Here is a 23,808-nt window from a genome sequence, read left to right as displayed (position 1 = left end):
TTCGTACGATCTGACACTAACTAACCATATCCCAAATCTGTTTTAGGAAACTTCATGCGTCTCATTCTGTTAGGAGCACCAGGTGCCGGCAAGGGCACTCAGGCTAATTTCATCAAAGAAAAATACAACATCCCGCAAATTTCCACTGGTGATATGCTGCGCGCCGCCATCAAGGCCGGCACGGAACTGGGTATGGCCGCGAAAAAGGTCATGGATGCGGGTGGTTTGGTTTCGGATGACATCATCATCGGTCTGGTCAAGGACCGTCTGGCCCAGCCGGACTGCGCCAACGGCTACCTGTTCGACGGCTTCCCACGCACCATCGCCCAGGCGGACGCCATGAAGGACAGCGGCGTGGCCGTGGACTACGTGCTGGAAATCGCCGTACCGGACGAATCGATCATCGAGCGCATGGACGGCCGCCGCTGCCACCCGGCCTCGGGCCGCGTCTACCACGTCAAGTTCAACCCGCCGAAGGAAGAAGGCAAGGACGACGTCACCGGCGAACCGCTGGTGCAGCGCGACGACGACAAAGCTGAAGTCGTGAAGAAGCGTCTGGACGTCTACCATAACCAAACCGAAGTGCTGCTGGGCTACTACAATACCTGGGCACAGACCGGTGAGCCGGGCGCGCCCAAGTACCGCCGCATCGAGGGCGTCGGCCCGGTCGAGCAAATTCGCGACAGCGCGTTTGCCGCGCTATCGAAATAAGGGTTAAAGTAGAGCGGACCGATGGTCCGCTTTTTTTTCGCCAGCGCCATCCCAATTTTTTGAAGTTTTGAAGTTTTGCAGTTCGCACTTGCAGTGTGGTTGTACAAGCTTGATCAACAAAAATAAGGGGACACTATGGCAGGCAGCTTATGGTTGGCAGTTGCGTGCGGCATCATTGCCGTGGTTTATGGACTTTGGTCGCGGAGCTGGATTCTGCGACAAGACGCGGGCAATCCGCGCATGCAGGAAATCGCGCTAGCGATTCAACAAGGCGCCGCCGCCTACCTGGCGCGCCAATATCGCACCATCGGCATTGTCGGGGTGGTGCTGCTCATCCTCATTGCCGCTTTCCTTGATGTCAGCACCGGCATCGGCTTCCTGATCGGCGCGGTGCTGTCGGGGGCATGCGGCTTCATCGGCATGAACGTTTCGGTGCGCGCCAATGTGCGCACGGCGCAGGCCGCATCCAAGGGGATGAACGAAGCGCTGGATGTCGCGTTCAAGGGCGGCGCCATCACCGGCATGCTGGTGGTCGGGCTGGGCCTGCTGGGCGTGGTGCTGTTCTATATGTACCTGGTGGCTGGCGTGGCGCCGGGCACCAATCTGCACAAGACGATTGAACCGCTGATCGGGCTGGCGTTTGGCGCCTCGCTGATTTCGATTTTTGCGCGGCTGGGCGGCGGCATCTTCACCAAGGGCGCGGACGTCGGCGCGGACCTGGTCGGCAAGGTGGAGGCCGGCATTCCGGAAGACGACCCGCGCAATCCGGCGGTGATCGCCGATAACGTCGGCGACAACGTCGGCGACTGCGCCGGCATGGCGGCCGATCTGTTTGAGACTTATGTGGTGACGCTGATCGCCACCATGCTGCTGGGGGCGCTGCTGCTCAGTGCTTCCGGTAGCGCGGCGGTGGTGTATCCGCTGTTGCTCGGTGCGGTGTCGATCATCGCGTCGATTATCGGCTGCTCGATGGTCAAGGCCAAGCCGGGCAAGAAGATCATGTCGGCGCTGTACACCGGCCTGTGGTGGGCGGCAGGCCTGTCGCTGATCGGTTTTGTGGCGGTGACCTGGCAGCTGTGGCCGGACGACGCCATGCGCTACAAGATGATCGGCTGCACCGTGGTCGGCATCGTGTTGACCGGGCTGATGGTCTATATCACCGAGTACTACACCGGCACGGATTTCCATCCGGTCAGGCACATCGCCGAAGCCTCGACCACCGGCCACGGCACCAACATCATCGCCGGCCTCGGCGTGTCGATGAAATCCACCGCCTGGCCGGTACTGGCCGTGTGCGCGGCGATCCTGGTGTCCTACCAGCTGGGCCAGCTGTACGGCGTGGCGATTGCGGCCACCTCGATGCTGTCGATGGCCGGCATCGTGGTGGCGCTGGACGCCTACGGCCCGATCACCGACAACGCCGGCGGCATCGCTGAAATGTCGGGCATGCCGGACTCGGTGCGCGCGATTACCGATCCGCTGGACGCGGTGGGCAACACCACCAAGGCGGTCACCAAGGGCTATGCGATCGGCTCGGCCGGGCTGGCCGCGCTGGTGCTGTTTGCCGATTACACCCACGCGCTGGAGTCGGCCGGGCGCAGCGTGTCGTTCGACCTGTCCAATCCGATGGTGATCGTCGGCCTGATTATCGGCGGCCTGATCCCTTATCTGTTCGGCGCGATGGCGATGGAGGCGGTGGGCCGCGCGGCCGGCGCGGTGGTGGTGGAAGTGCGCCGCCAGTTCCGCGATATCAAGGGCATCATGGACGGCACCGGCAAGCCGGAGTACGACAAGGCGGTCGACATGCTGACCGCCTCGGCGATCAAGGAAATGATTATCCCGTCGCTGCTGCCGGTGGTGGTGCCGATCCTGGTCGGTATGCTGCTGGGTTCGGCCGCGCTGGGCGGCATGCTGATGGGCACCATCGTCACCGGCCTGTTCGTGGCGATTTCCATGACCACCGGTGGTGGCGCGTGGGATAACGCCAAGAAGTACATCGAGGACGGCCACTTCGGCGGGAAGGGTTCGGATGCCCACAAGGCGGCCGTAACGGGCGACACCGTGGGCGACCCGTACAAGGATACGGCCGGCCCGGCGGTGAACCCGCTGATCAAGATCATCAACATCGTGGCGCTGCTGCTGGTGCCGCTGCTGCCGGCGGCGGGATGGCTGGCGGTGTCCGCAGAAGCGCCGCCGCAGGCCAAGGTGGCGCCGGCGGAAGTGCCGCCACCGCCGCCGATGACGGTGCAGTAATAAAATCAGGGCTTCCCTCCCACGCGTACCGGGCTAATATGTAAGCAGGGAGGGAACGCCATGAATATCGCCAAATCCGCCGCCTTCACGGCCGTGTTCCTGTTCGGCATGCTGGTGTGTGAATACGCCTGGGCTGATCAGGCTGCGGTCGACGCGGACGAGTACGCCAAAATGCCGGTTTGTACGCTCAGTGCCGATGGCAAGTCGCTGGCGGTGGAGCCGTGCCGCACCGCGCCGGCCAAGTCGCCGATGCCGCGTCGCCCGGTGCCGCAAATCATACAGCGCATGCCGCAAACCAAGCCGCCGCCCAAGCTGGCCATGCCGACCGCGCCGCCGTTGCCGGTGATGGATCCCCTCGTCAAGCCGCCGGTGCCCACCACCAGTTGCGACGCCGCCGGCTGCTACGGCGCCAACGGCGTGCGCTACAACAACTTCGGCGCCGGCTCGGTGGTGGCGCCATCCGGCAAGGTGTGCAGCCGTTCAGGCAGTGTTATTCAATGCTAGGCTCGCAGTCGACCGGGAAGTTGAGCGAGTTGGCGATGTAGCATTCCTGGTGGGCTTTGTGATGCAGGCTGAGCGCCAGTTCGCGGTCGCCGGCCGTGACGCTCACGCGCGGGCGCAGCACGATGCGTTCGAAGCGGTCGCCGTTCATCGTGCCTTCTGCCTCATCCACATACGCGGTAACGACGATGCCGGCATCGGCGCACAAATGCAGATACCACAGCTTGTGGCAGGCCGAGGCCGACGCCACCAGCAGTTCCTCCGGATTCCAGCGCGCGGCCCGAGGTGCCGCTGCCCTTGTTGCCAGTCCATTCCACCGTGAGTTTGTAATGATGCGCCGTCATAAAATCTCCTTGTGAGGCATGCAGTATACTGTCGAGCTATGAAACATAGCCTCTTTCTTTTTGACCTCGACGACACGCTGCTGGACTTCAAGGCTTCCGAACAGCTGTCCTTTGTCCGCACCCTCAACCAGCTGGGCCATCACGACGTGACGGACGCGTTGTTCACCCAGTACCAGGCCATCAACACCGGGCTGTGGCGCGCGTTTGAGCAGGGCGACGTGACCAAGGACTTCCTCAAGGTGGAGCGTTTCCGCAAGACCTTCGTGGCGCACGGGCTGGCGCTGGATGCCAATGCGGCCAGTCTGCTGTATCTTGAATCGCTGTCGGAAACCGTGGTGCTGATTGACGGCGCGCTGCGCCTGTGTGAGCAGCTGGCGGCAGTAGGGGAGGTGGCCATCATCACCAACGGCGTGGATGCGATCCAGCATCGCCGGGTGGCGGCCTCCGGCCTGGGCCATTACATCTCCTTCATCGCCACTTCGGAAGCCTGCGGCTATGCCAAGCCGGACAGCCGCTTCTTCGACTACACCGCACGCATGGCGCGCGCATTTGCCAAGCCTGAAACCATCATTGTTGGCGATAGGCTGGATGCGGACATCCTCGGCGCCAACCAGTTCGGGATTGAAAGCTGCTGGTTCAATCCTGGCCGGCAGGCCAACCAATCGGAAGCCTTGCCGACCTGCGAGATCGCCCATCTGGACGACCTCATTCCTGCTTTGAAAGCGCTGGCTTAAACAGCCGCTTTCTGACGACGGCGCACGGCAGCGCCAACCAGCAGCAGGCCGACGGCCAGCATGGCATAGGTCTCTGGCTCCGGCACCGGGGTCAGGATGTAGCCGGCGTAGTGCACCATCCACGGCATCTCAGGGTCGGTATTGAACAGCGCGGTCTGGCCGACAATCACGCCGCTGTCGTTGATGGCGTTGCCGGTCGACAGGTGAACGTTGTAGCGGTCGGCGGTGCTCAGCAGCGAATTGATGTTGACCAGCGCGCTGCCATTCCACAGCGTTGCTTCGTTGAACGGAATCGGCGCGTCATAAACGGAGTAGCCCACCGCCTGCCCGCCGTTGTTGATGTCGTTGAACTGGTGGTACGGCAGGTCGTAGGACAGTCTGGCGCTGACGATGCCATTTTGTCCCCAGATGACGGCAACCGACGAGAAACCGTTATGGTCGGCCACCACGGTGCCCGCTGCGGCGCCTTGGTCATTGATGGCGTAAACCGTCGTTGGGTAAGGCCAGTTCGCGCCGTTGTGGGTATCCCAGTAGGTGTATTGCGCCGCCAGGTCGGTTTGCGTCGCGCCCTTGATCAGCAGGTTGTCCGATACCACGGCGCCGCTGTTGTTGATGTCGTTCGCGGAGCGGCCTGCCAGCGTGGTTGCCGTGCCGCCTGACCATTGCTGGGCGTACGAGCTGCCGTTGATAGTGGCCGAACCAACCACCACGCCCGAGTCGTTGATGGCGTTGGCCACGCTGGCGTTGGTGCCATTTAGCACGGTCGCTACGCCGCCGTTCCAGGTCACCGCATGATATTTGCCGTCTGCGCCCAACGCGGCGCCCGACACCACGCCGAGGTTATTGATGTCGGTTGCATACGACGCGCCGCCGCCGATCGACGGCAGGTAGCTGGCCACCCCATTGGTCCAGACCGTGGCGACATTCTGGCCGTTGACCAGCGAGGTGCCGACCGCCTGGCCCAGGTTATTGACGCCGGTGACATTACTGTCCAGGCCCAGAATAGTGAGGCGGTATTCCTGCGGTGCAGCTGCGGCTGCGCCGGCCGCCAATGCCGTACCGGCGATGAGAATACTGAGTAAAACACGTTTCATTGATCCTCCGTGGGAAGTGTTGATAGTACATTGGTAATATAAATTATGAATGCAAAATAAACAGTATAAAAATAAAACTATTTATTTATTGCAAATAGCAAGCTGCCCGCCGCCCACTGAAAACAGGGTAAAATTCGTATGTGACGTTTACGTAAACGTTAAATAAATCTGGAGACAAGAATGCAAATCAAAGACAGCGTATTCATCATCACCGGCGGTGCGTCGGGCCTGGGCGCGGGCACGGCGCGCATGATCGTGGCGCAGGGCGGCAAAGTGGTGCTGGCAGACGTGCAGGCCGAAGCCGGCCAGGCGCTGGCGGCCGAACTGGGCGCGGTATTCGTCAAGTGCGACGTCACCTCGGAAACCGACGGCCAGGCCGTGGTGGCTGCAGCGCTGGCGCAAGGCACGCTGCGCGGCGTGATTAACTGCGCCGGCGTGGCGCCGGCCGCCAAGACGGTTGGCAAGGACGGCCCGCATCCGCTGGACCTGTTCCAGCGTGTGGTCAGCATCAACCTGATCGGCACCTTCAATATGTCGCGCCTGGCGGCCGATGCGATGAGCAAGAACGCGCCGCTGGAAACCGGCGAGCGCGGCGTCATCATCAACACCGCCTCGGTGGCCGCCTTCGATGGCCAGATCGGCCAGGCCGCCTACGCCGCCTCCAAGGCCGCCGTGGCCGGCCTGACCTTGCCGATGGCGCGCGACCTGTCGCGCAACGGCATCCGCGTGATGACCATCGCGCCGGGCATTTTCGAAACGCCGATGTTGTCGGCCATGCCGCAGGAAGTGCAGGACGCGCTGGGTGCGATGGTGCCGTTCCCGCCGCGCCTGGGCAAGCCGGCCGAATACGCGCAGCTGGCCAAGGCCATCATCGAAAACGCCATGCTGAATGGTGAAACCATCCGCCTCGACGGCGCGATCCGCATGCAGCCCAAGTAAATACAACGAACGGTATAATCTGCGAATGAACCCAACAATCGCAGGTTATCTCTGGCTGGTGCTGGCGTCGGTCGCCAGCGCCGCCGCCACCTTCCTGATCAAGATGTCCAGCCAGGCCGGCGCCGGCATCAGCCTCGCGCGCCTCGCCTGGCTGGGCGGCGCAGGCGGCACCTACGTGCTGGGTTTTGTGTGCTATTCCTTTGCGCTGGCCAGGCTGGAAATCAGCATCGCCTATCCCTTCATGACCGCCGTCACCATTGCGATGGTGACGCTGCTCGGCGCACAGCTGCTGCACGAAGCGCTGACGCCGATGAAAATCCTCGGACTGCTGCTGATCGCTGCCGGCGCGTTCGTGGTGTCCCGTTAAATTCCTGGAGTATCCATGCATCGTTTGAAGATTATCGCGCTGGGCATCGCTTTGCTGGGCGCGCTACCCGCCCATGCGCAACGCGCCACGCCGGACCACGCGCCGGAAATCGCCACCGGCTACGCCGAGAAGGCCGGCAAGTCCGCGCAAAAATTCATGGTGGCCGCCGCCAATCCACTGGCCACGCAGGCCGGCTACCAGATGCTGAAGCAGGGAGGCAGCGCGGTCGATGCGGCCATCGCGGTGCAGATGGTGCTGACGCTGGTGGAGCCGCAATCGTCCGGCATCGGCGGCGGCTCCTTCCTGCTGTACAGCGATGGCAAGCGGGTGCAATCCTATGACGGCCGCGAAACCGCGCCCGCCGCTGCCGACGAACACCTGTTCCAGGACAAGGACGGCAAGCCGGTGTCGCGCGAAACGGGCGTGGTCGGCGGCCGCTCGACCGGCGCGCCCGGCGTGCTGCGCATGCTGGAACTGGCGCACAAGCAGCACGGCAAGCTGCCGTGGAAAACCCTGTTCCAGCCCGCCATCCAGCTGGCGGAAAACGGCTTTGCCGTCAGCCCGCGTTTGAATGCGCTGCTGTCGTGGGATAAGTATCTGTCGCGCGATCCGGTGGCGCGCGCTTACTTCCTCGATGCCGAAGGCAAACCGCGCCCGGTCGGCTATGTGCTGAAGAATCCAGAGCTGGCGCGTACGCTGCGCGAAATCGCCGACGGCGGCGCCGATGCGTTCTACAAGGGCCGCATCGCGCAGGACATCGCCGCCAAGGTGGCCTCGCATCCGACCAATCCCGGCAAGCTGACCGCCGCCGATATCGCCGGCTATCAGGCCAAGGAGCGCGATCCTGTCTGCAGCGATTACAAGAAGTGGACCGTGTGCGGCGCGCCGCCGCCATCGTCGGGCGGCATCGCCATCGCGCAGATGCTGGGCATTTTGGAGAACAAGGACATCAGCCCGTACAAGCCGGTGAACGGCCAGCTGACGGCGCAAGGCATCCACCTGTTCAGCGAAGCGGGCCGGCTGGCCTACGCGGACCGCAACCGCTACGTGGCCGACACCGACTTCGTGCCGCTGCCCGGCAAGGGCGTGAGCGCCATGCTGGACAAGGGCTACCTGAAACAGCGCGCGGCGCTGATCGGCGAGCAGTCGATGGGCACCGCGAAGTACGGCACGCCGGACAGCATGCAGGTGGCCTGGGGCGCCGACACCGCGATCGACAAGCCGTCCACTTCGCACCTGGTGGCGGTGGACGCCTACGGCGGCGGCCTGTCGATGACCACTTCGGTGGAAGACGCCTTCGGCGCGCGCCAGATGGTGGACGGCTTCATGCTGAACAACCAGCTGACCGATTTCTCCTTCGATTCGCAGGACGCCAACGGCCCGATCGCCAACCGCGTCCAGCCGGGCAAGCGTCCGCGCAGCGCCATGTCGCCGACGCTGGTGTTCGACAAGGGCACGCGCAAGCTGGTGCTGGCCACCGGTTCGCCGGGCGGCTCGACCATCATCAACTACGTGGCCAAGGTGCTGGTCGGGACGCTGGACTGGGGTCTTGACGTGCAGCAGGCCATCAGCCTGCCCAACATCGGCAGCCGCAACGGCCCGACCGAGCTCGAAGCAGGGCGCGTCAGCCGCAGCGTGGTGGAACAGTTGAAGGCGCGCGGCCACGATATCCGCGAATACGACCAGAATTCCGGCCTGCAGGGCATCCAGCGCCGCACCATCAACGGCAAGGAAGAATGGTTCGGCGGCGCCGATCCGCGCCGCGAAGGTGTCGTTCTGGGAGACTGAGTTGACGAATAATACATTGGTGTTGTAATATTTTTATTTTTGCAGTAATGTGTTGTGCTGGAAAAATGCAGTGAGGGTGGTATGCGCGAAGGACTATGGGACAGGGCTCGGGGGATCGGCATCATTCTGGTGGTGTACGGCCACGTGCTCAGAGGCTTGATGGTCGCTGGGCTGGTGCCGGAATCTCATCCCATTATCTTCAGTGATTTTGCCATCTACACCTTCCATATGCCGCTGTTTTTTCTGCTGGCAGGAATGAATGTGCAGTATAGCCTGACCAAGGGCCGCTTTTTGCAAAGCAAGCTGAGCACCATCGTCTATCCTTATTTCCTCTGGTCCCTGCTGCAAGGCGGCATCCAGGTGATGTTGAGTGGGACCACTAACCACGGCGTTTCTGTCGACGATTTGGTGTCTATCATCTGGAGGCCGATGTCACAGTTCTGGTTCCTCTATGCCATGTTCCTGTGTCATGTGTTTGCCTGGATGACACGAGGGGATATGGTCAGAATCGGCATTTTTGCGCTGGTAGCTTATCCTGTGGGCCTATACACCGCCGGTTCGCTGGGGGTGCTGTCTAACTTCCTGATCTTCTTCCCGTTTTACGCGCTTGGTGGCTTCCTTCAGCCCTATCTGAAAAATATAGTCGTCCAATTGTCCAGCCTTGAAGGCGTGGCGGCATGTGGCATCGGACTGGCTGTGACGATTGTCGTGGCGTCCAGGTTGGGCGGCTATAACGCGCCGACGGCGCTATGTTCAGCTTTCTTGGGCATCCTGCTGCTGCTGCTGCTGTCCTATCTGCTGCCGGAGAATGCGTTTGGTCGTAGCATTGAACTTCTGGGGCTGGCGTCGATGCCGATTTATCTGGCCCATGTGCTAGCGACAGCCGGAATGCGCATTTTCTTGATCAAGTTGGAAGTCACAAGCCTGACCATCCATGTGCTCCTGGGAGTGTCGGCCGGGCTGGCGCTTCCATTGCTCGCTTACTACGCCATTTACCGGCTGCGCGCAGAGCGTTGGTTTGGTATGGGGGGGGGCGCTGCTGTATTTGGACAAAATGCCCGCAAAGCGGCTGTCTTGCGCGAACATATTTCCTGATATAGCGCGAGATGCGGCGGTAGGCCCTCCTCAAATAGCAGATACCCTGCTAATCTTGCAAGATGGGAATTCAAAAGAAAACAGGCCTGATCCTGACCGGGGGCGGCGCCCGCGCCGCTTATCAGGTCGGCGTGTTACAGGCGATATCGGAGATTCTGTGGGAAGAGGGCTGGCCGCCGGCCCGCAATCCCTTTGAAATCATCTGCGGCACTTCGGCCGGCGCGATCAACGCCACGGCGCTGGCCTGCCGTGCCGACAACTTCGGCGAGGGTGTGCAAAAGCTGCTCGACGTCTGGCAGAACATCCGTGTGGAAGAAGTCTATCGCGCCGATTCGCTGGGCGTGATCCGCTCCGGCGCGCGCTGGCTGTCGCTGTTGTCGTTCGGCTGGCTGCTGCGCAAATGGCGCGCCGCGCCGCCGGCCTCCCTGCTCGACAACACGCCGCTGGTCGGCCTGCTGCACCGCATGCTCGATTTGCCGCGCCTCGACGCCGTGCTGTCCGAAGGCCTGCTGCATGCGCTGGCCGTGACTGCGTCCTCCTACACCGCCGGCAATCACCTGACCTTTTACCAGACCGCCGCCGATATCGCGCCGTGGATCCGCATGCAGCGCGTGGCGCTGCAGGACCAGATCGGCGTCGAGCACTTGCTGGCGTCGTCGGCGATTCCGTTCATCTTCCCGGCCACGCCGCTGTACATGGGCGGCCACCGCGAATACTGCGGCGACGGCTCGATGCGCCAGCTGGCGCCGATCTCGCCGGCGATCCACCTCGGCGCCGACAAGGTGCTGGTGGTGGGTGCGGGACGCCTGACCGAGCCGCCGCGCAGCGCCGCCGAGAAAAACTCGGCGCGCTATCCGAGCCTGGCGCAGATCGCCGGCCATGCCATGTCGTCGATCTTCCTCGATTCGCTGGCGGTTGATATCGAACGGCTGGAGCGCGTCAACAAGACGCTGTCCATGCTGCCGCCGGAGTATCTGGAAAAGACGCCGCTCAAGCCGATCCAGCTGCTGGTGATCGCGCCGTCCGAACGGCTGGACGACATCGCCACCCGCCACATCTCCAGCCTGCCGGCGCCGATCCGCACCATGTTGTCCGGCATCGGCGCGACGGAAGCGCGCGGTGCGGCGCTGGCCTCCTACCTGCTGTTTGAATCCTCCTACACCTGCGAGTTAATTCGCCTCGGCCAGCGCGACACCCATGCGCGCAAGAGCGATGTACTGGCCTTCTTCGAATCCTGATGCATGCGCGGTTTTAGCTATCTCCTGTCCCTGCTGTTGCTGTGGCACGCCGCCGCAGTGGCCGGCGCGCCGCCGCGCACCCTGCGCTTCGAACAGCTCAGCGTCGAGCACGGGCTGGCGCAGGAAACCGTGCTGGCCATTGCGCAGGACAAGCAGGGCTTCATCTGGCTCGGCACCCAGGCCGGCCTGACGCGCTACGACGGCTACCGCACCATCACTTATAAAAGCGCGGTTTCCGATCCGCGCAGCCTGGCCGACAACTGGGTGCGCGTGCTGCACCTCGACCGCTCCGGCCAGTTGTGGGTCGGCACCGACGGCGGGCTGGATCGCTACGATTCGGCCAGCAAGACCTTCACCCATTTCCTGCCGCGCGAATCGGCGCAGCGCGGCAACGGCAACCGCCACGTGCGGGCGATTGCCGACGATGGCCTGGGCGGCCTGTGGGTCGCCACCGCCGACGGCCTGCATCACCTCGACCCGGTCAGCAAGCGCTTCACCAGCTGGCACCATGACCCGGCCGATGCCGGCAGCCTGGCCAACGACCACGTGAACGCGCTGGCGCGCGACGCGGCCGGTCGCCTGTGGGTCGGCACCGCATCGGGTCTCGATATGCTGCCGCCGGGCGGCACCCGCTTCCAGCATTACACCATCGACGCCAGCGGCGACAGCAAGTTCAACTCCGTGATCGCGCTGCAGACCGACAGCGCGCAGACGCTGTGGGTGGGCACGCAGGCCGGCCTGGAACAATGGCGCCTGCTGGGCAGCGAACCGCAGCGCCGCCGCCTCGGCGCGCGCGAAGGCTTGCGGCCCGGCGTCAGCATCACTACCTTGTACGAGGATGCGGAAGCCAACCTTTGGGTAGGCTCGCTGGCCGACGGCTTGTTCCGCTGGCTGCCGTCGGAGGAAAGGCTGGTGCAGTACCGCCATCAGGTCAGCGATACCCACAGCGTGGCCGATAACCAGATCTCGGCCATGTACCGCGACCGCGTCGGCACCTTCTGGGTCGGCACCTGGAACGATGGCGTCAGCCGGGTCGACATGGGCAGCGGCGGCTTCGCGCGCATCGTGCGCCAGGCCGACCAGCCCAACTCCCTGTCGGACAACAAGATCCGCAGCATCGTGCCCGATGGCCGCGGCAAGCTGTGGCTGGCCAGCAGCGGCGGCCTGAATCTGTATGATCCGGCGAGCGGCGAGAGCAAAGTGTGGCGTCACAATCCGCGCGACGCCAACAGCATCAGCGACGACCAGGTGACCACGCTGTGGCGCGAGAAGAACGGCAACATCTGGCTGGGCGGGCCGGCCGGCGTCAATCATCTGAACGTGGCCACCGGTGCGATCCGCTCGCTGTCGTTCGTGCGCGGCGACCCGGCCAGCGACACTATCCGCAACATCGTCGGCGACCGCAATGGCGTACTGTGGATCGCCTCGCGCGGCGGCTTGCACCGGCTCGATCCGAACACGCTGGAGTCGCGCACCTTCCGTCATGATCCGGCCGATCCGGCCAGCCTGTCCGACAACGTGGTACGGCCCATCCTCGAAGACCGCAGCGGCCAGCTGTGGATCGGCACCTTCAACGGCCTCGATCTGCTGGACCGCAAGAGCGGCAAGTTCCGCCACTTCCGGCGCGACCCCAACGATCCGCACAGCCTCAGTCACGACGAGGTGCACTACCTGTACGAAGATGCGCGCGGCGCGCTGTGGGTCGGCACGGCGGCGGGCCTGAACAAGATGGAGGTGAGCGCCGACGGCAGCGTGAAATTCCGCCGCTACCTGCGCAAGGACGGCATCGCCGACGACGCCATCGCCTCCATCCTGCCGGACGATGCGGGCAATCTCTGGATGAGCACCAACAGCGGCCTGTCGCGCCTGAATATCGAGACGGGACTGGTGCGCAACTACAGCGGCGCCGACGGCACCATCGAAGGCGCTTACTTCGACGGCGCGGCCTTGCGCACGCCGGACGGCACGCTGTACTTCGGCGGCTTCAACGGCATCACGGCGTTCTCGCCGGCCGAGGTGCGCGAGAACAGCGTGGCGCCGACGGTGGCGATCACCGACTTCCAGATCTTCAACAAGTCGCTCAAGCCGGGGCAGGGCGAGCATGGCGAGGTGCTGAAAACCGCCATCGAACACACCGGCGCCCTGACGCTGCTGGAAGCGGACTCCGTGTTCTCGCTGGAGTTCGCGGCCTTGCACTACGCCGCGCCGCAGCGCAACCGCTTCGCCTACCAGCTGCAGGGCTTCGACGAAGACTGGGTGGTGACCGATTCCACCAAGCGCTTCGCCACCTACACCAACCTCGATCCTGGCAAGTACGTGTTCCGCGTGAAGGCCGCCAACAAGGACGGCATCTGGAACGACAACGCGGCCACGCTGGAAATCACCATCCAGCCGCCGTTCTGGAAGACCTGGTGGTTCCGCAGCCTGATGGCGCTGATCGCCGCCGGTGCCGCTTACGCCGCCTACCACGCGCGGGTGCGCGCCTTGCGCCACCAGCAGTGGCGGCTGGAACATCTGGTCGGCTCGCGCACGGCGGAAGTCGAATACAAGAACCAGCAACTGCAGCAGCAAAAGCATGAACTGGAGCGCCGCCGCCTGGAAGCGGAAGCGCAGCGCGCCGAGGCCGAGCAGCGCCGCATCGACACCGAACGCCAGAAGGAAGAAGTGGAGCAGGCCCACCGCAATATCTCGGTGCTGAGTGAACTGGGCCGCGAGATGAGCGCCTCGCTGGACATGGAAACCGCCATGCAGACGCTGTACCGCCACGTCAACCACCTGATGAACGCGCAGATCTTCGGCATCGGCTTCGTGCACGAGGAAGCGGGCGTGATCGACTTCCCGTTCGCCATCGAGGGGGGCGTGCGCACCTTGCCGTACCAGCGCCGCATGGACCAGCCGAACCAGCTGGCGGTGTGGTGCCTCGCGCATCGCAAGCCGATCTTCATCAATGACTTCCACAAGGAATACCGCGACTACATGGACGATTCCGGTCTGGCCTCGCTGGTGCCCTGCGTGCGCGAGGATGGCATGCCGGTGGCGGTGGCCCATTCGATGATGTATGCGCCGCTGATCATCAGCGACCGCGTGGTCGGGCTGCTGTGCGTGCAGAGCACGGAGCGCAACGCCTACCAGCGTGTGCACATGGACATGCTGCAGACGCTGGCCTCGCACGCGGCGGCCGGCCTGGAAAACGCGCGCGCCTACCAGCAGCTGGAAGATACGCTGCAAACCCTGCGCCAGACGCAGGACCAGCTGCTGGCGCAGGAACGCCAGGTGCGCCTGCACACCGAAGAGCTGGCGCTGGCCAACCGCGCCTTGCAGGACAACGAGGAGCGGCTGCGCTACGCCAAGCAGAAGGCGGAAGACGCCACTCGCCAGAAGTCCGAATTCCTGGCCAATATGAGCCACGAGATGCGCACCCCGCTGGCCGGCGTGATCGGCATGCTGGGCTTCGCGCTGCGTGATCCGCACATGGCGTCCGGCACGCGCGAACAGATTTTGCGCGGCCAGGCCAATGCGCAGTCGCTGCTGTCCATCATTAACGACCTGCTGGACTTTTCCAAGATCGAGGCGGGCAAGCTGACCATCGAGAACATCGACTTCTCGCTGCCGGCCGCGGTGGAGAATGTGGTCAGCCTGTTTGAAGAACAGGCGGCGGCGCATAGCGTCGGCTTCTCGCTGGAGTTTGACGAAAGCCTGCCGCAGTTCGTGGTGGGCGATCCTACGCGCCTGCGGCAGGTGCTGGTGAATTTGGTCGGCAACGCCTTCAAGTTCACGCAAGAGGGTTCGGTCAGGATGCGCGTGGATCGTGTGGCCAATGAGGGCGAGCATAACCGCATCCGCTTCAGCGTCAGCGACACCGGTATCGGCATTGAGGCCGACGCCATCCCGCGCCTGTTCCAGCAGTTCGAGCAGGCCGACGCCTCCACCACCCGCCGCTACGGTGGCACCGGATTGGGACTGGCGATCTGCCGCCAGTTGGTGGAGCTGATGGGCGGCAGCATCAACGCCGTCAGCGCGCCCGGCCAGGGCAGCGTGTTCATGTTCGAACTGCCGCTGCCGAACGGCGTGGCGCCGCCGGTGGTGCAGCACGTGCCGCGCGAACCGCACAGCCACCAGCTCAAGGTGCTGTGCGCGGAAGACTTCCCGACCAACCAGATCATCATCCGCATGATGCTGGAAGACCTGGGCCACAAGGTGGATATCGCCGCCAACGGCGCGCTGGCCGTGAAAGCCTGCTCGCTGACGCGCTATGACCTGATCCTGATGGACGGCCGCATGCCGGAGATGGACGGCGCCAGCGCCACGCGCCTGATCCGGTCCGGCGGCCCGGATGGCGCGCCGGTGCGCGACCAGGAACTGATGATCATCGCGCTGACCGCCAACGCCAGCGAGGAAGACCGCAGCCGCTACCTGGCCTCCGGCATGGACGATTTCCTCACCAAGCCGATCGACGAGGACAAGCTGCACTTCCAGCTGAGCCGTGCGATTGAACGCCAGTTGCAGCGCGGCTTCCAGCTGCCGCGTATGCAGCCGCGCCGCAATCCGGCGCTGGGTACGCCGGAGCTGGATTCCATGTTCGGCGTGGCGCCGGCGGCGCTGGAAACCTCGCGCCTGGCGCAGCATAGCGGCGGCGCTAGCGATCTGAAAGCCCGTTTGCGTTCGGTTTTCAACCAGGATGCGCCGATGCGGCTGGCGGACCTGGAACTGGCGCTGCTGGACCGCGACCGCGAAGTGGCCAGCCGTCTGCTGCACGGCATGAAGGGCAGCGCCGGCTATCTGGAAGAGCAGGAACTGCAGGCGCTGTGCGGCGACCTGGAGATGGAGGCGGACCAGGGCAACTGGCAGCAGGTGGAATCGGCGATGCCGCAACTGCGGCGTTTATTGGAACAGGTCAGGGCGGCTAGCACGCTGTAAGGCGCAATCTTTCTTGTGCAGGACATTGCAAGTCGTGGTGAATAAGGTAAGATCATCACAAAACGACACAGGGAGCCACATGAAAGTTCTGGTAGTGGACGATGATGTCGTCTCGCGCATGGTGCTGATGCACCTGATCGATAGCTGCGGCAGTTTTGACATCGTTGAGGCGGAAGACGGCGCCGATGCCTGGCAGCAGCTGGAAGACGGCTTGCGTCCCGCGATCTGCTTTTGCGACTTGCGCATGCCGCGCCTGTCCGGCATGGAGCTGCTGCAGCGTGTGAAAGCGCACGCTGAAATCAGCAGCATGCCGTTCGTGCTGGTCACCTCTGCCAACGATCAAGTCACGGTGCAGGAGGCCGCCAAGTTCGGCGCAGCGGGCCATATCGTCAAGCCATTCCAGGCCGAGCACATACGCGCGCACCTGGTGGATTTCCTCGACCAGGCTGCCAATGGCTACGAACACCAGGCCGAAGCGCCGGCCGATACCTTGCGCCGGCTCGGCATCAACAGCGAGCGCCTGCTGGTCTACCTGAGCGGTTTCCAGAACCAGCTGACTGCGGCGGCGGGCGAGCTGCAAGTCATGCTGGCCAACGGCCAGCAGCCGGAGGCGCAGGTGCGTATCGATCGCCTGCACGCGGGCTGCGTTACGCTTGGGCTGCACGGCGCGGCCGCCGCCCTGAAGGGCATCGCGCCCGGCCAGCTGTCCAACGAAACGGTGCAAGCCGTGCTGTCGGACGTGGTGCGCGCCGTCACCCACCAAGCGGGGCTGGTGCGACAGGAAGCAGCATAAACACTTGATGTTGAGATAGTTTAAGTTTAAAGTATCTGCGGTGCAGCGGATTTCTTTCGACTTTCAACTTCAGGGCGATCATGAACCGACCTTTCGCAGCCAGCGCCTATACCGACCATTTCGCGCGCGAGCATTTGCCGCCGCTGGAATTGTGGCCGGAATTATGCTTCGACCTGCCCGAATTGCAGTACCCGCCGCGCCTGAACTGCGCGGCTGAATTGCTGGCTGCCGGCGCGCCGGCGCAGGTTGCGCTGCGCGGCGCCATCGGCGACTGGACTTATGCCCAGCTGCGCGAGCAGGTGGACCGCATCGCCCGCGTGCTGCGCGGCCCAATGCAACTGGACGCCGGCAACCGCGTGCTGCTGCGCGGGGCGAACACGCCCATGATGGCGGCCTGCGTGCTGGCGGTGATCAAGGCCGGCCTGATCGCCGTGCCGACCATGCCGCTGCTGCGCGCGCGCGAGCTGGGCGCCATCGCCAACAAGGCGCAGGTGAATGCGGTACTGTGCGCAGACAATCTGCGCGCGGAACTGGAAGCGACGCCGCTGCCGCAGGCGGCGCGCGCCAACACGCTGTGGTTCGGCGGCGAGGCGGGGGCGGTGGATGCGCTGGAGGCGGCGATGGCCACGCAGCCCACGCACTTCGACGCGGTCGACACGGCGGCCGATGATGTGTGCCTGATCAGCTTCACCTCGGGCACCACCGGCATACCGAAGGGCACCATGCATTTCCATCGCGACGTGATGGTGATTTGCGATTGCTTCCCGCGTTCGGTGCTGAAATCGGAGCGCAGCGATGTGTTCATCGGCACGCCGCCGCTGGCCTTTACTTTCGGCCTCGGTGGCCTGCTGCTGTTCCCGCTGCGCGTGGGTGCGACGGCGGTGCTGCTGGAAAAGCTGACGCCGGAAACCCTGCTGAAAGCGATAGAGACGTACCGCGCCACGATATGCTTTACTGCGCCTACCTCGTACCGGCAAATGGCCGGCATGGCGGGGCAGTACGATATCAGCAGCTTGAAAAAAAGCGTGTCGGCGGGCGAAACGCTGCCGCTGGCCACGCGCGAAAGCTGGCGCCAGGCTACGGGGCTGGTGATGATCGACGGCATAGGCGCGACCGAACTGCTGCACATTTTTATTTCCGCATCGGGCGATCAGGTGCGGCCCGGCGCCACCGGCAAGCCGGTGCCGGGCTACCAGGCCTGCGTGCTGGATCTGGAAGGGAAACCGGTAGGGCCGGGCGTGATCGGCAGGCTGGCGGTGAAAGGGCCGACCGGCTGCCGCTACCTGGCCGATGAACGCCAGCGCGATTATGTGCTGAACGGCTGGAACCTGACCGGCGATGCGTACGAGATGGATGCGGACGGCTATTTCTACTACCGCTCGCGCACCGACGATATGATTATTTCGGCCGGCTACAACATCGCCGGGCCGGAGGTCGAGGACGCGCTGCTGCGCCATCCGGCGGTGGCGGAGTGCGGTGTGATCGGCAAGGCGGACGAGGAACGCGGGCAGATCGTCGAGGCGCATGTGGTGCTGCGTCCCGGCTTTGAGCAATCGGCGGAACTGGCGGTGCAGCTGCAGGATTTTGTGAAGGCGCAGATCGCGCCGTACAAATATCCGCGCTCGGTGAAGTTCCTGAATACCTTGCCGCGCACCGAAACCGGCAAGCTGCAGCGCTTCAAACTGCGTACTGAATGATATGAAGATACTTTGCATAGGCGGCGGCCCGGCGGGATTGTATTTCGCGCTGCTGATGAAAAAACAGGATCCGTCCCACCAGATCACGGTGGTGGAGCGCAATCGCCCCTACGATACGTTTGGCTGGGGCGTGGTGTTCTCCGACCAGACGCTGGGCAACCTGGCGGAAGCCGATGCGCCGACCGCGCAGGCCATCGAGGAGTCGTTCAATCATTGGGACGATATCGATGTGTTCTTCAAGGGCGAGAAGGTGACGTCGGGCGGTCACGGCTTCTGCGGCATCGGCCGCAAGCATCTGCTCAACATTTTGCAGCATCGCTGCGAAGAGTTGGGCGTGGAGCTGGTGTTCGAAACGGAACTGACCGACTATGCGCAGTATGGTGCGGACCTGGTGATCGCTTCGGACGGCCTGAATAGCCGCGTGCGAACGCGCTATGCCGACAGCTACCAGCCGATGATCGAGCCGCGCCGCTGCCGCTTTGTGTGGCTCGGCACGCGCAAGAAGTTCGACGCCTTCACCTTTGCCTTCAAACAGACGGAGCACGGCTGGTTCCAGGCCCACATCTACCAGTACAACGCCGATACCTCGACCTTCATCGTCGAAACGCCGGAGGCAGTGTGGCGCGCGTCGGGGTTGGACAATATGTCGCAGGAAGAATCGATCGCGTTCTGCGAGCGCTTGTTTGCCGAACAGCTGGACGGCCATACGCTGATGTCCAATGCCAGCCACCTGCGCGGCTCGGCGATGTGGATTACCTTCCCGCGCATCGTATGCGGCAAGTGGGTGCATTGGGATGGCAAGGTGCCGGTGGTGCTGATGGGCGATGCGGCGCACAGCGCGCATTACTCGATCGGCTCCGGCACCAAGCTGGCGCTGGAAGATGCGATTGAACTGGCGCGCTGCTTCGGCCAGCACGCCGATGCGGTCAATGCGCTGGCGGCGTATGAAGAAGTGCGCGCGGTGGAAGTGCTCAAGCTGCAAAGCGCGGCGCGCAATTCGATGGAGTGGTTCGAGAACGTCGAGCGCTACACGGCGATGGAGGCGCCGCAGTTTGCCTACTCCATGCTGACGCGCAGCCAGCGCCTGTCGCACGAAAACCTGCGCCTGCGAGACGCGGCCTACGTGGACGGCTATGAACGCTGGTTCGCCCAACGCGCCGCTGCGCAAGCCGGGACTGCGCTCGCCGCCGCGCCACCGCCGATGTTCACGCCGCTGAAAGTGCGCGGCCTCACGCTGAAGAACCGTATCGCCGTCTCTCCGATGGCGCAGTACAGCGCCGTTGACGGCGTGGCTGGCGACTACCATCTGGCCCACCTCGGCGCGCGCGCGCTGGGCGGCGCGGGGCTGGTGTTCGCCGAAATGACCTGTGTCTCGGCCGATGCCCGCATCACGCCATACTGCCCCGGCATGTACGCGCCCGAGCACACGCAGGCATGGAGGCGCATCGTCGATTTCGTCCACCAGCACAGCGACGCCGCCATCGCGCTGCAACTCGGCCACGCCGGCGCCAAAGGCTCCACGCGCGCCATGTGGGACGGCATCGACAAGCCGCTGGACAAGGACAACTGGCCGCTGTTCTCCGCCTCGCCGCAGCAATACCTGCGAGGCCTCTCGCAAACCGCCCGCCAAATGACGGTCGAAGACATGGACCGCATACAAGCTGACTTCGTGCGCGCCACGCAGGCCGCCGATGAAGCAGGCTTCGACTGGCTGGAACTGCACTGCGCCCACGGCTATCTGCTGTCGTCCTTCATCTCGCCGCTGACCAACCAGCGCGGCGACGACTATGGCGGAAGTCTTGAAAACCGCTGCCGCTATCCGCTGCGTGTGTTCGCCGCCATGCGTGCCGCATGGCCGCAGCATAAGCCGATGAGCGTGCGCATCTCGGCCCACGACTGGGTGGAAGGCGGCATCACGCCTGACGACGCGGTGCAAATCGCCAGAATGTTCAAAGCCGCCGGCGCCGACATGATCGACTGCTCATCGGGCCAGGTGAGCAAGCTTGAGAAACCGGTGTATGGCCGCATGTTCCAGACGCCGTTCGCGGACCGCATCCGCAACGAGGCAGGCATCGGCGCCATCGCCGTCGGTTCGATTTACGAAGCGGATCACGCCAACAGCATCATCGCTGCCGGCCGCGCCGATTTGTGCGCGGTGGGGCGGCCACATCTCGCCAACCCCGCATGGACGCTGGCGGAAGCGGCGCGCATCGGCTATACGGCGGTCGCGTGGCCGAAGCAGTACCTGCCCGGCAAACAGCAAATGGAAAGAAATCTCGCCAGAGGAAATGATGGAAGATGAAGAAGAACAGCTGGACCTCGCCAGCCGCCTGACGCAAGACCACCACCAGTCGCTGAAGCTGTGGCTGCGCATGTTGTCCTGCACTGTCAAGATCGAGAACGAAATCCGTAGCCGGCTGCGCGCCAGCTTTGGCATCACGCTGCCGCGCTTCGATTTGATGGCGCAGCTGGAACGCTATCCGCAAGGTCTGCGCATGGGCGAACTGTCCAAGCGCATGATGGTCACCGGCGGTAACATCACCGGCATCACCGACCAGCTGGAACAGGAAAAGCTGGTGGTGCGCGTGCCCGATCCGAAGGATGGCCGCGCCTACAGCGTCAAGCTGACGGCGGCCGGCCGCAAAGCCTTCGCCACGATGGCGGCCGAACACGAAAGCTGGATCGAAGAGCTGTTGCAAGACATCTCCAGCGCCGACAAGGCCAAACTGATCGACATGCTGTCGACCATGAAGCAGCATTTGAAATAAGGAACCACCATGCAGTACACGCCCAGTCATTTTTTGTTCGAGTCCAGCGGCGGCGTCGCCACGCTGACGCTGAATCGCCCCGAGCGCAAAAATCCGCTCACCTTCGACTCCTACGCCGAGCTGCGCGACCTGTTCCGCGCGCTGGCCTACGATAACGAAATCAAGGCGGTGGTGCTGACCGGCGCCGGCGATAACTTCTGCTCCGGCGGCGATGTGCATGAGATCATCGGCCCGCTGACCAAGCTCGATATGCCCGGCCTGTTGGCCTTCACGCGCATGACGGGCGATCTGGTGAAAGCCATGCGCGCCTGCCCACAGCCCATCATCGCGGCGGTGGACGGCGTGTGCGCCGGCGCCGGCGCCATTCTCGCGCTGGCGTCGGATATCCGCATCGGCACGGCACGCAGCAAGACCGCCTTCCTGTTCACCCGCGTGGGCCTGGCAGGCGCCGACATGGGCGCCTGCTCGCTGCTGCCGCGCGTGATCGGGCAGGGACGGGCGGCGGAACTGCTGTACAGCGGCCGTTCGATGTCCGGCACGGAGGCCGAGCGCTGGGGCTTCTTCAACAGCGTGCAGGAGCCGGAAGCCTTGCTGGATGCGGCGCGCGACTACGCGCAGTCGCTGGCCAACGGCCCGACATTCGCGCACGGCATGACCAAGAAGATGCTGCAGCAGGAGTGGAATATGGGCGTGGATGAAGCCATTGAAGCGGAGGCGCAGGCGCAGGCCATCTGCATGGCGACGCAGGATTTTCATCGCGCCTACCATGCCTTCGTGGCGAAGCAAAAACCACAGTTCGAGGGCAACTGATGAGCGACAAGAATTACCTCGCGTGGCCATTCTTTGATCCGCGCCACGCCGCGCTGGAGCAGGCGCTGGATGCGTGGGCCGCGCAGCATATCGCACATGGACATGGCGATGACGTCGACGCGGCTTGCCGCCAACTGGTGCGCCAGCTTGGCGAGGGCGGCTGGCTGCGTCACGCCATCGGCGGCACCGCGCACGGCGGCATCGGCGAGAGCATCGACACGCGCGCCATTTGCCTGATCCGCGAAACGCTGGCGCGCCACAACGGACTGGCCGACTTCGCGTTCGCCATGCAGGGACTCGGCTCCGGCGCTATCAGCCTGTTTGGCAGCGAGGCCAATCGCGCGGAATACCTGCCGCGCGTGGCGCGCGGCGAAGCGATTGCGGCGTTCGCGCTGTCCGAGCCGCAGGCCGGTTCCGATGTCGCCGCCATGCAGTGCGCGGCGGTGCTGGAAGGCGACCATTACGTACTCAATGGCGAGAAGACCTGGATTTCCAACGGCGGCATCGCCGACTTTTACGTGGTGTTCGCGCGCACCGGCGAGCAGCCCGGCGCGCGCGGCATCAGCGCCTTCATCGTCGACGCCGACGCAGCGGGCCTGACGATTGCAGAGCGTATCAACGTCATCGCACCGCATCCGCTGGCGCGCCTGAAATTCACCGATTGCCGCGTCCCGGTGGCCAAGCGGCTGGGCGAGGCAGGGCAGGGCTTCAAGGTGGCGATGGCCACGCTGGACGTGTTCCGCACCTCGGTGGCCGCTGCGGCGCTGGGCTTCGCGCGGCGCGCGCTGGATGAAGCGCTGCAACGCGCCACCACGCGCCAGATGTTCGGCCAGGTGCTGGCCGACTTCCAGCTCACCCAAGCCAAGCTGGCCGAGATGGCGACCGGCATCGACACTTCGGCCCTGCTGACCTACCGCGCCGCCTGGCAGCGCGACCAGGGTGGCAAGGTGACCAAGGAAGCGGCGATGGCCAAGCTGCACGCCACCGAAACCGCGCAGCAGGTGATCGACGCCGCGTTGCAGATGTTCGGCGGCCTCGGTGTCGTCAGCGGCCAGACCGTCGAAAGCCTGTACCGCGAAATCCGCGCGCTGCGCATCTACGAAGGCGCGACCGAAGTGCAGCAACTGGTCATCGCGCGCGAGCTGCTCAAGGAGGCATGATGGAGATACTGCAACCGCCAGGCTGGGCGCGTCCGCGCGGCTACTCGAACGGCGTGGCCGCCAGCGGCCGCATGGTGTGCGTCAGCGGCATGATCGGCTGGGATGGCGACGGCGTGTTCCACACCGACGATTTCGCCGGCCAGGTGCGCCAGGCGCTGCTCAACATCGTCGCCGTGCTGGCCGAAGCCAAGGCCAGGCCGGAACACATCGTGCGCATGACATGGTACGTAGTCGACAAGAACGAATACGTGGCGGCCTACAAGGAGATCGGCCGCGCCTACCGGGAGATCATCGGCGCGCATTACCCGGCCATGACGGCGGTGCAGGTGGCGGCGCTGGTGGAAGACCGCGCCAAGGTGGAAATCGAGGTGACGGCAATGGCGCCGCTGGATTGAATAGCCATCAGTCTCATCATCTTCCTGGTGGGAGACGCCTGGAATAATGTATTGCACTTACATCAATCTTGCAAGTTTGTATGTTTCGCGGCGATCTTGTGGTTAAATCATTATTCCATCCATCCAGTCAGTTCTGCAATGGACTCATCCACTCTTTCGCCGCCAGCGCCTGTCATGCCCGCTGCACCTCTGGCTCCCTACCAT

18 protein-coding genes and 1 pseudogene are annotated in these 23,808 nt (G+C 63.9%); 17 read left to right on the top strand and 2 right to left on the bottom strand.

Annotated features, from left to right (window positions below; all coding sequences use genetic code 11):
• Positions 1 to 54: 54 nt before the first annotated feature.
• The 3 genes from adk (at position 55) to BMZ70_RS18325 (ending at position 3,468) form a co-directional block, all read left to right on the top strand.
• Positions 55 to 711 (top strand): adenylate kinase, encoded by a 657-nt coding sequence (gene adk, locus BMZ70_RS18335; protein WP_092278082.1) that lies wholly within the window; start codon positions 55 to 57, stop codon positions 709 to 711.
• Positions 712 to 846: 135 nt separating this feature from the next.
• Entirely contained in the window at positions 847 to 2,964 is a 2,118-nt protein-coding gene (locus BMZ70_RS18330; protein WP_092278080.1) for a sodium-translocating pyrophosphatase, read from the top strand.
• 60 nt (positions 2,965 to 3,024) lie between these two features.
• Positions 3,025 to 3,468 carry a hypothetical protein gene (locus tag BMZ70_RS18325; RefSeq protein ID WP_092278078.1) on the top strand — a complete coding sequence of 148 codons (444 nt, stop codon included), beginning with the start codon at positions 3,025 to 3,027 and terminating at the stop codon, positions 3,466 to 3,468.
• Here BMZ70_RS18325 and BMZ70_RS18320 read toward each other — a convergent pair.
• A pseudogene (locus BMZ70_RS18320) lies at positions 3,455 to 3,809 on the bottom strand (OsmC family protein). The gene BMZ70_RS18325 and the pseudogene BMZ70_RS18320 overlap by 14 nt on opposite strands.
• Positions 3,810 to 3,847: 38 nt before the next feature.
• Between BMZ70_RS18320 and BMZ70_RS18315 the strand changes: the two are divergent.
• Positions 3,848 to 4,543: a YjjG family noncanonical pyrimidine nucleotidase gene (locus tag BMZ70_RS18315; RefSeq protein ID WP_092278076.1), complete on the top strand. Its 696-nt coding sequence runs from the start codon at positions 3,848 to 3,850 to the stop codon at positions 4,541 to 4,543.
• Here the strand turns inward: BMZ70_RS18315 and BMZ70_RS28910 are convergent.
• Complete coding sequence (locus tag BMZ70_RS28910; RefSeq protein WP_229205494.1) at positions 4,540 to 5,637, bottom strand: PEP-CTERM sorting domain-containing protein; 1,098 nt, start codon at positions 5,635 to 5,637, stop codon at positions 4,540 to 4,542. The genes BMZ70_RS18315 and BMZ70_RS28910 overlap by 4 nt on opposite strands.
• Positions 5,638 to 5,817: 180 nt before the next feature.
• Here BMZ70_RS28910 and BMZ70_RS18305 point away from each other — a divergent pair, with 180 nt between their 5' ends.
• The 13 genes from BMZ70_RS18305 (at position 5,818) to BMZ70_RS18245 (ending at position 23,604) form a co-directional block, all read left to right on the top strand.
• On the top strand, positions 5,818 to 6,576 hold the full coding sequence (locus BMZ70_RS18305) for an SDR family NAD(P)-dependent oxidoreductase (protein WP_092278074.1): 759 nt from the start codon (positions 5,818 to 5,820) through the stop codon (positions 6,574 to 6,576).
• 25 nt (positions 6,577 to 6,601) lie between these two features.
• Positions 6,602 to 6,943, top strand: a complete 342-nt coding sequence (locus BMZ70_RS18300; RefSeq protein ID WP_165403617.1) for an SMR family transporter — start codon at positions 6,602 to 6,604, stop codon at positions 6,941 to 6,943.
• Positions 6,944 to 6,958: 15 nt separating this feature from the next.
• Entirely contained in the window at positions 6,959 to 8,731 is a 1,773-nt protein-coding gene (gene ggt / locus BMZ70_RS18295) for a gamma-glutamyltransferase (protein ID WP_092278070.1), read from the top strand.
• 81 nt (positions 8,732 to 8,812) lie between these two features.
• On the top strand, positions 8,813 to 9,826 hold the full coding sequence (locus tag BMZ70_RS18290) for an acyltransferase family protein (RefSeq protein WP_092278068.1): 1,014 nt from the start codon (positions 8,813 to 8,815) through the stop codon (positions 9,824 to 9,826).
• 62 nt (positions 9,827 to 9,888) lie between these two features.
• Positions 9,889 to 11,064, top strand: a complete 1,176-nt coding sequence (locus BMZ70_RS18285; protein WP_092278066.1) for a patatin-like phospholipase family protein — start codon at positions 9,889 to 9,891, stop codon at positions 11,062 to 11,064.
• Between the two features lie 3 nt (positions 11,065 to 11,067).
• A complete protein-coding gene (locus tag BMZ70_RS18280; protein WP_092278064.1) occupies positions 11,068 to 15,981 on the top strand; it encodes a two-component regulator propeller domain-containing protein in 4,914 nt (1,637 codons plus the stop codon).
• A gap of 79 nt (positions 15,982 to 16,060) precedes the next feature.
• Complete coding sequence (locus tag BMZ70_RS18275) at positions 16,061 to 16,774, top strand: response regulator (protein ID WP_092278062.1); 714 nt, start codon at positions 16,061 to 16,063, stop codon at positions 16,772 to 16,774.
• 80 nt (positions 16,775 to 16,854) lie between these two features.
• Positions 16,855 to 18,471: an AMP-binding protein gene (locus BMZ70_RS18270; protein ID WP_092278060.1), complete on the top strand. Its 1,617-nt coding sequence runs from the start codon at positions 16,855 to 16,857 to the stop codon at positions 18,469 to 18,471.
• A gap of 1 nt (position 18,472) precedes the next feature.
• Complete coding sequence (locus BMZ70_RS18265; RefSeq protein WP_092278058.1) at positions 18,473 to 20,773, top strand: bifunctional salicylyl-CoA 5-hydroxylase/oxidoreductase; 2,301 nt, start codon at positions 18,473 to 18,475, stop codon at positions 20,771 to 20,773.
• A complete protein-coding gene (locus BMZ70_RS18260; RefSeq protein WP_092278056.1) occupies positions 20,760 to 21,239 on the top strand; it encodes a MarR family winged helix-turn-helix transcriptional regulator in 480 nt (159 codons plus the stop codon). The genes BMZ70_RS18265 and BMZ70_RS18260 overlap by 14 nt, the downstream gene beginning before the upstream one ends.
• Positions 21,240 to 21,248: 9 nt before the next feature.
• The gene (locus tag BMZ70_RS18255) at positions 21,249 to 22,049 is read left to right on the top strand and encodes an enoyl-CoA hydratase family protein (protein ID WP_092278054.1); all 801 of its coding nucleotides are present in this window, start codon (positions 21,249 to 21,251) and stop codon (positions 22,047 to 22,049) included.
• On the top strand, positions 22,049 to 23,209 hold the full coding sequence (locus BMZ70_RS18250; RefSeq protein WP_092278052.1) for an acyl-CoA dehydrogenase family protein: 1,161 nt from the start codon (positions 22,049 to 22,051) through the stop codon (positions 23,207 to 23,209). The genes BMZ70_RS18255 and BMZ70_RS18250 overlap by 1 nt, the downstream gene beginning before the upstream one ends.
• Complete coding sequence (locus tag BMZ70_RS18245) at positions 23,209 to 23,604, top strand: RidA family protein (RefSeq protein WP_092278050.1); 396 nt, start codon at positions 23,209 to 23,211, stop codon at positions 23,602 to 23,604. The genes BMZ70_RS18250 and BMZ70_RS18245 overlap by 1 nt, the downstream gene beginning before the upstream one ends.
• The last annotated feature ends 204 nt before the right edge of the window (positions 23,605 to 23,808 follow it).

The organism is Duganella sp. CF402, assembly GCF_900109645.1.
GTDB lineage: Bacteria > Pseudomonadota > Gammaproteobacteria > Burkholderiales > Burkholderiaceae_D > Rugamonas.
This window is presented reverse-complemented; position numbering and strand designations above follow the sequence as displayed.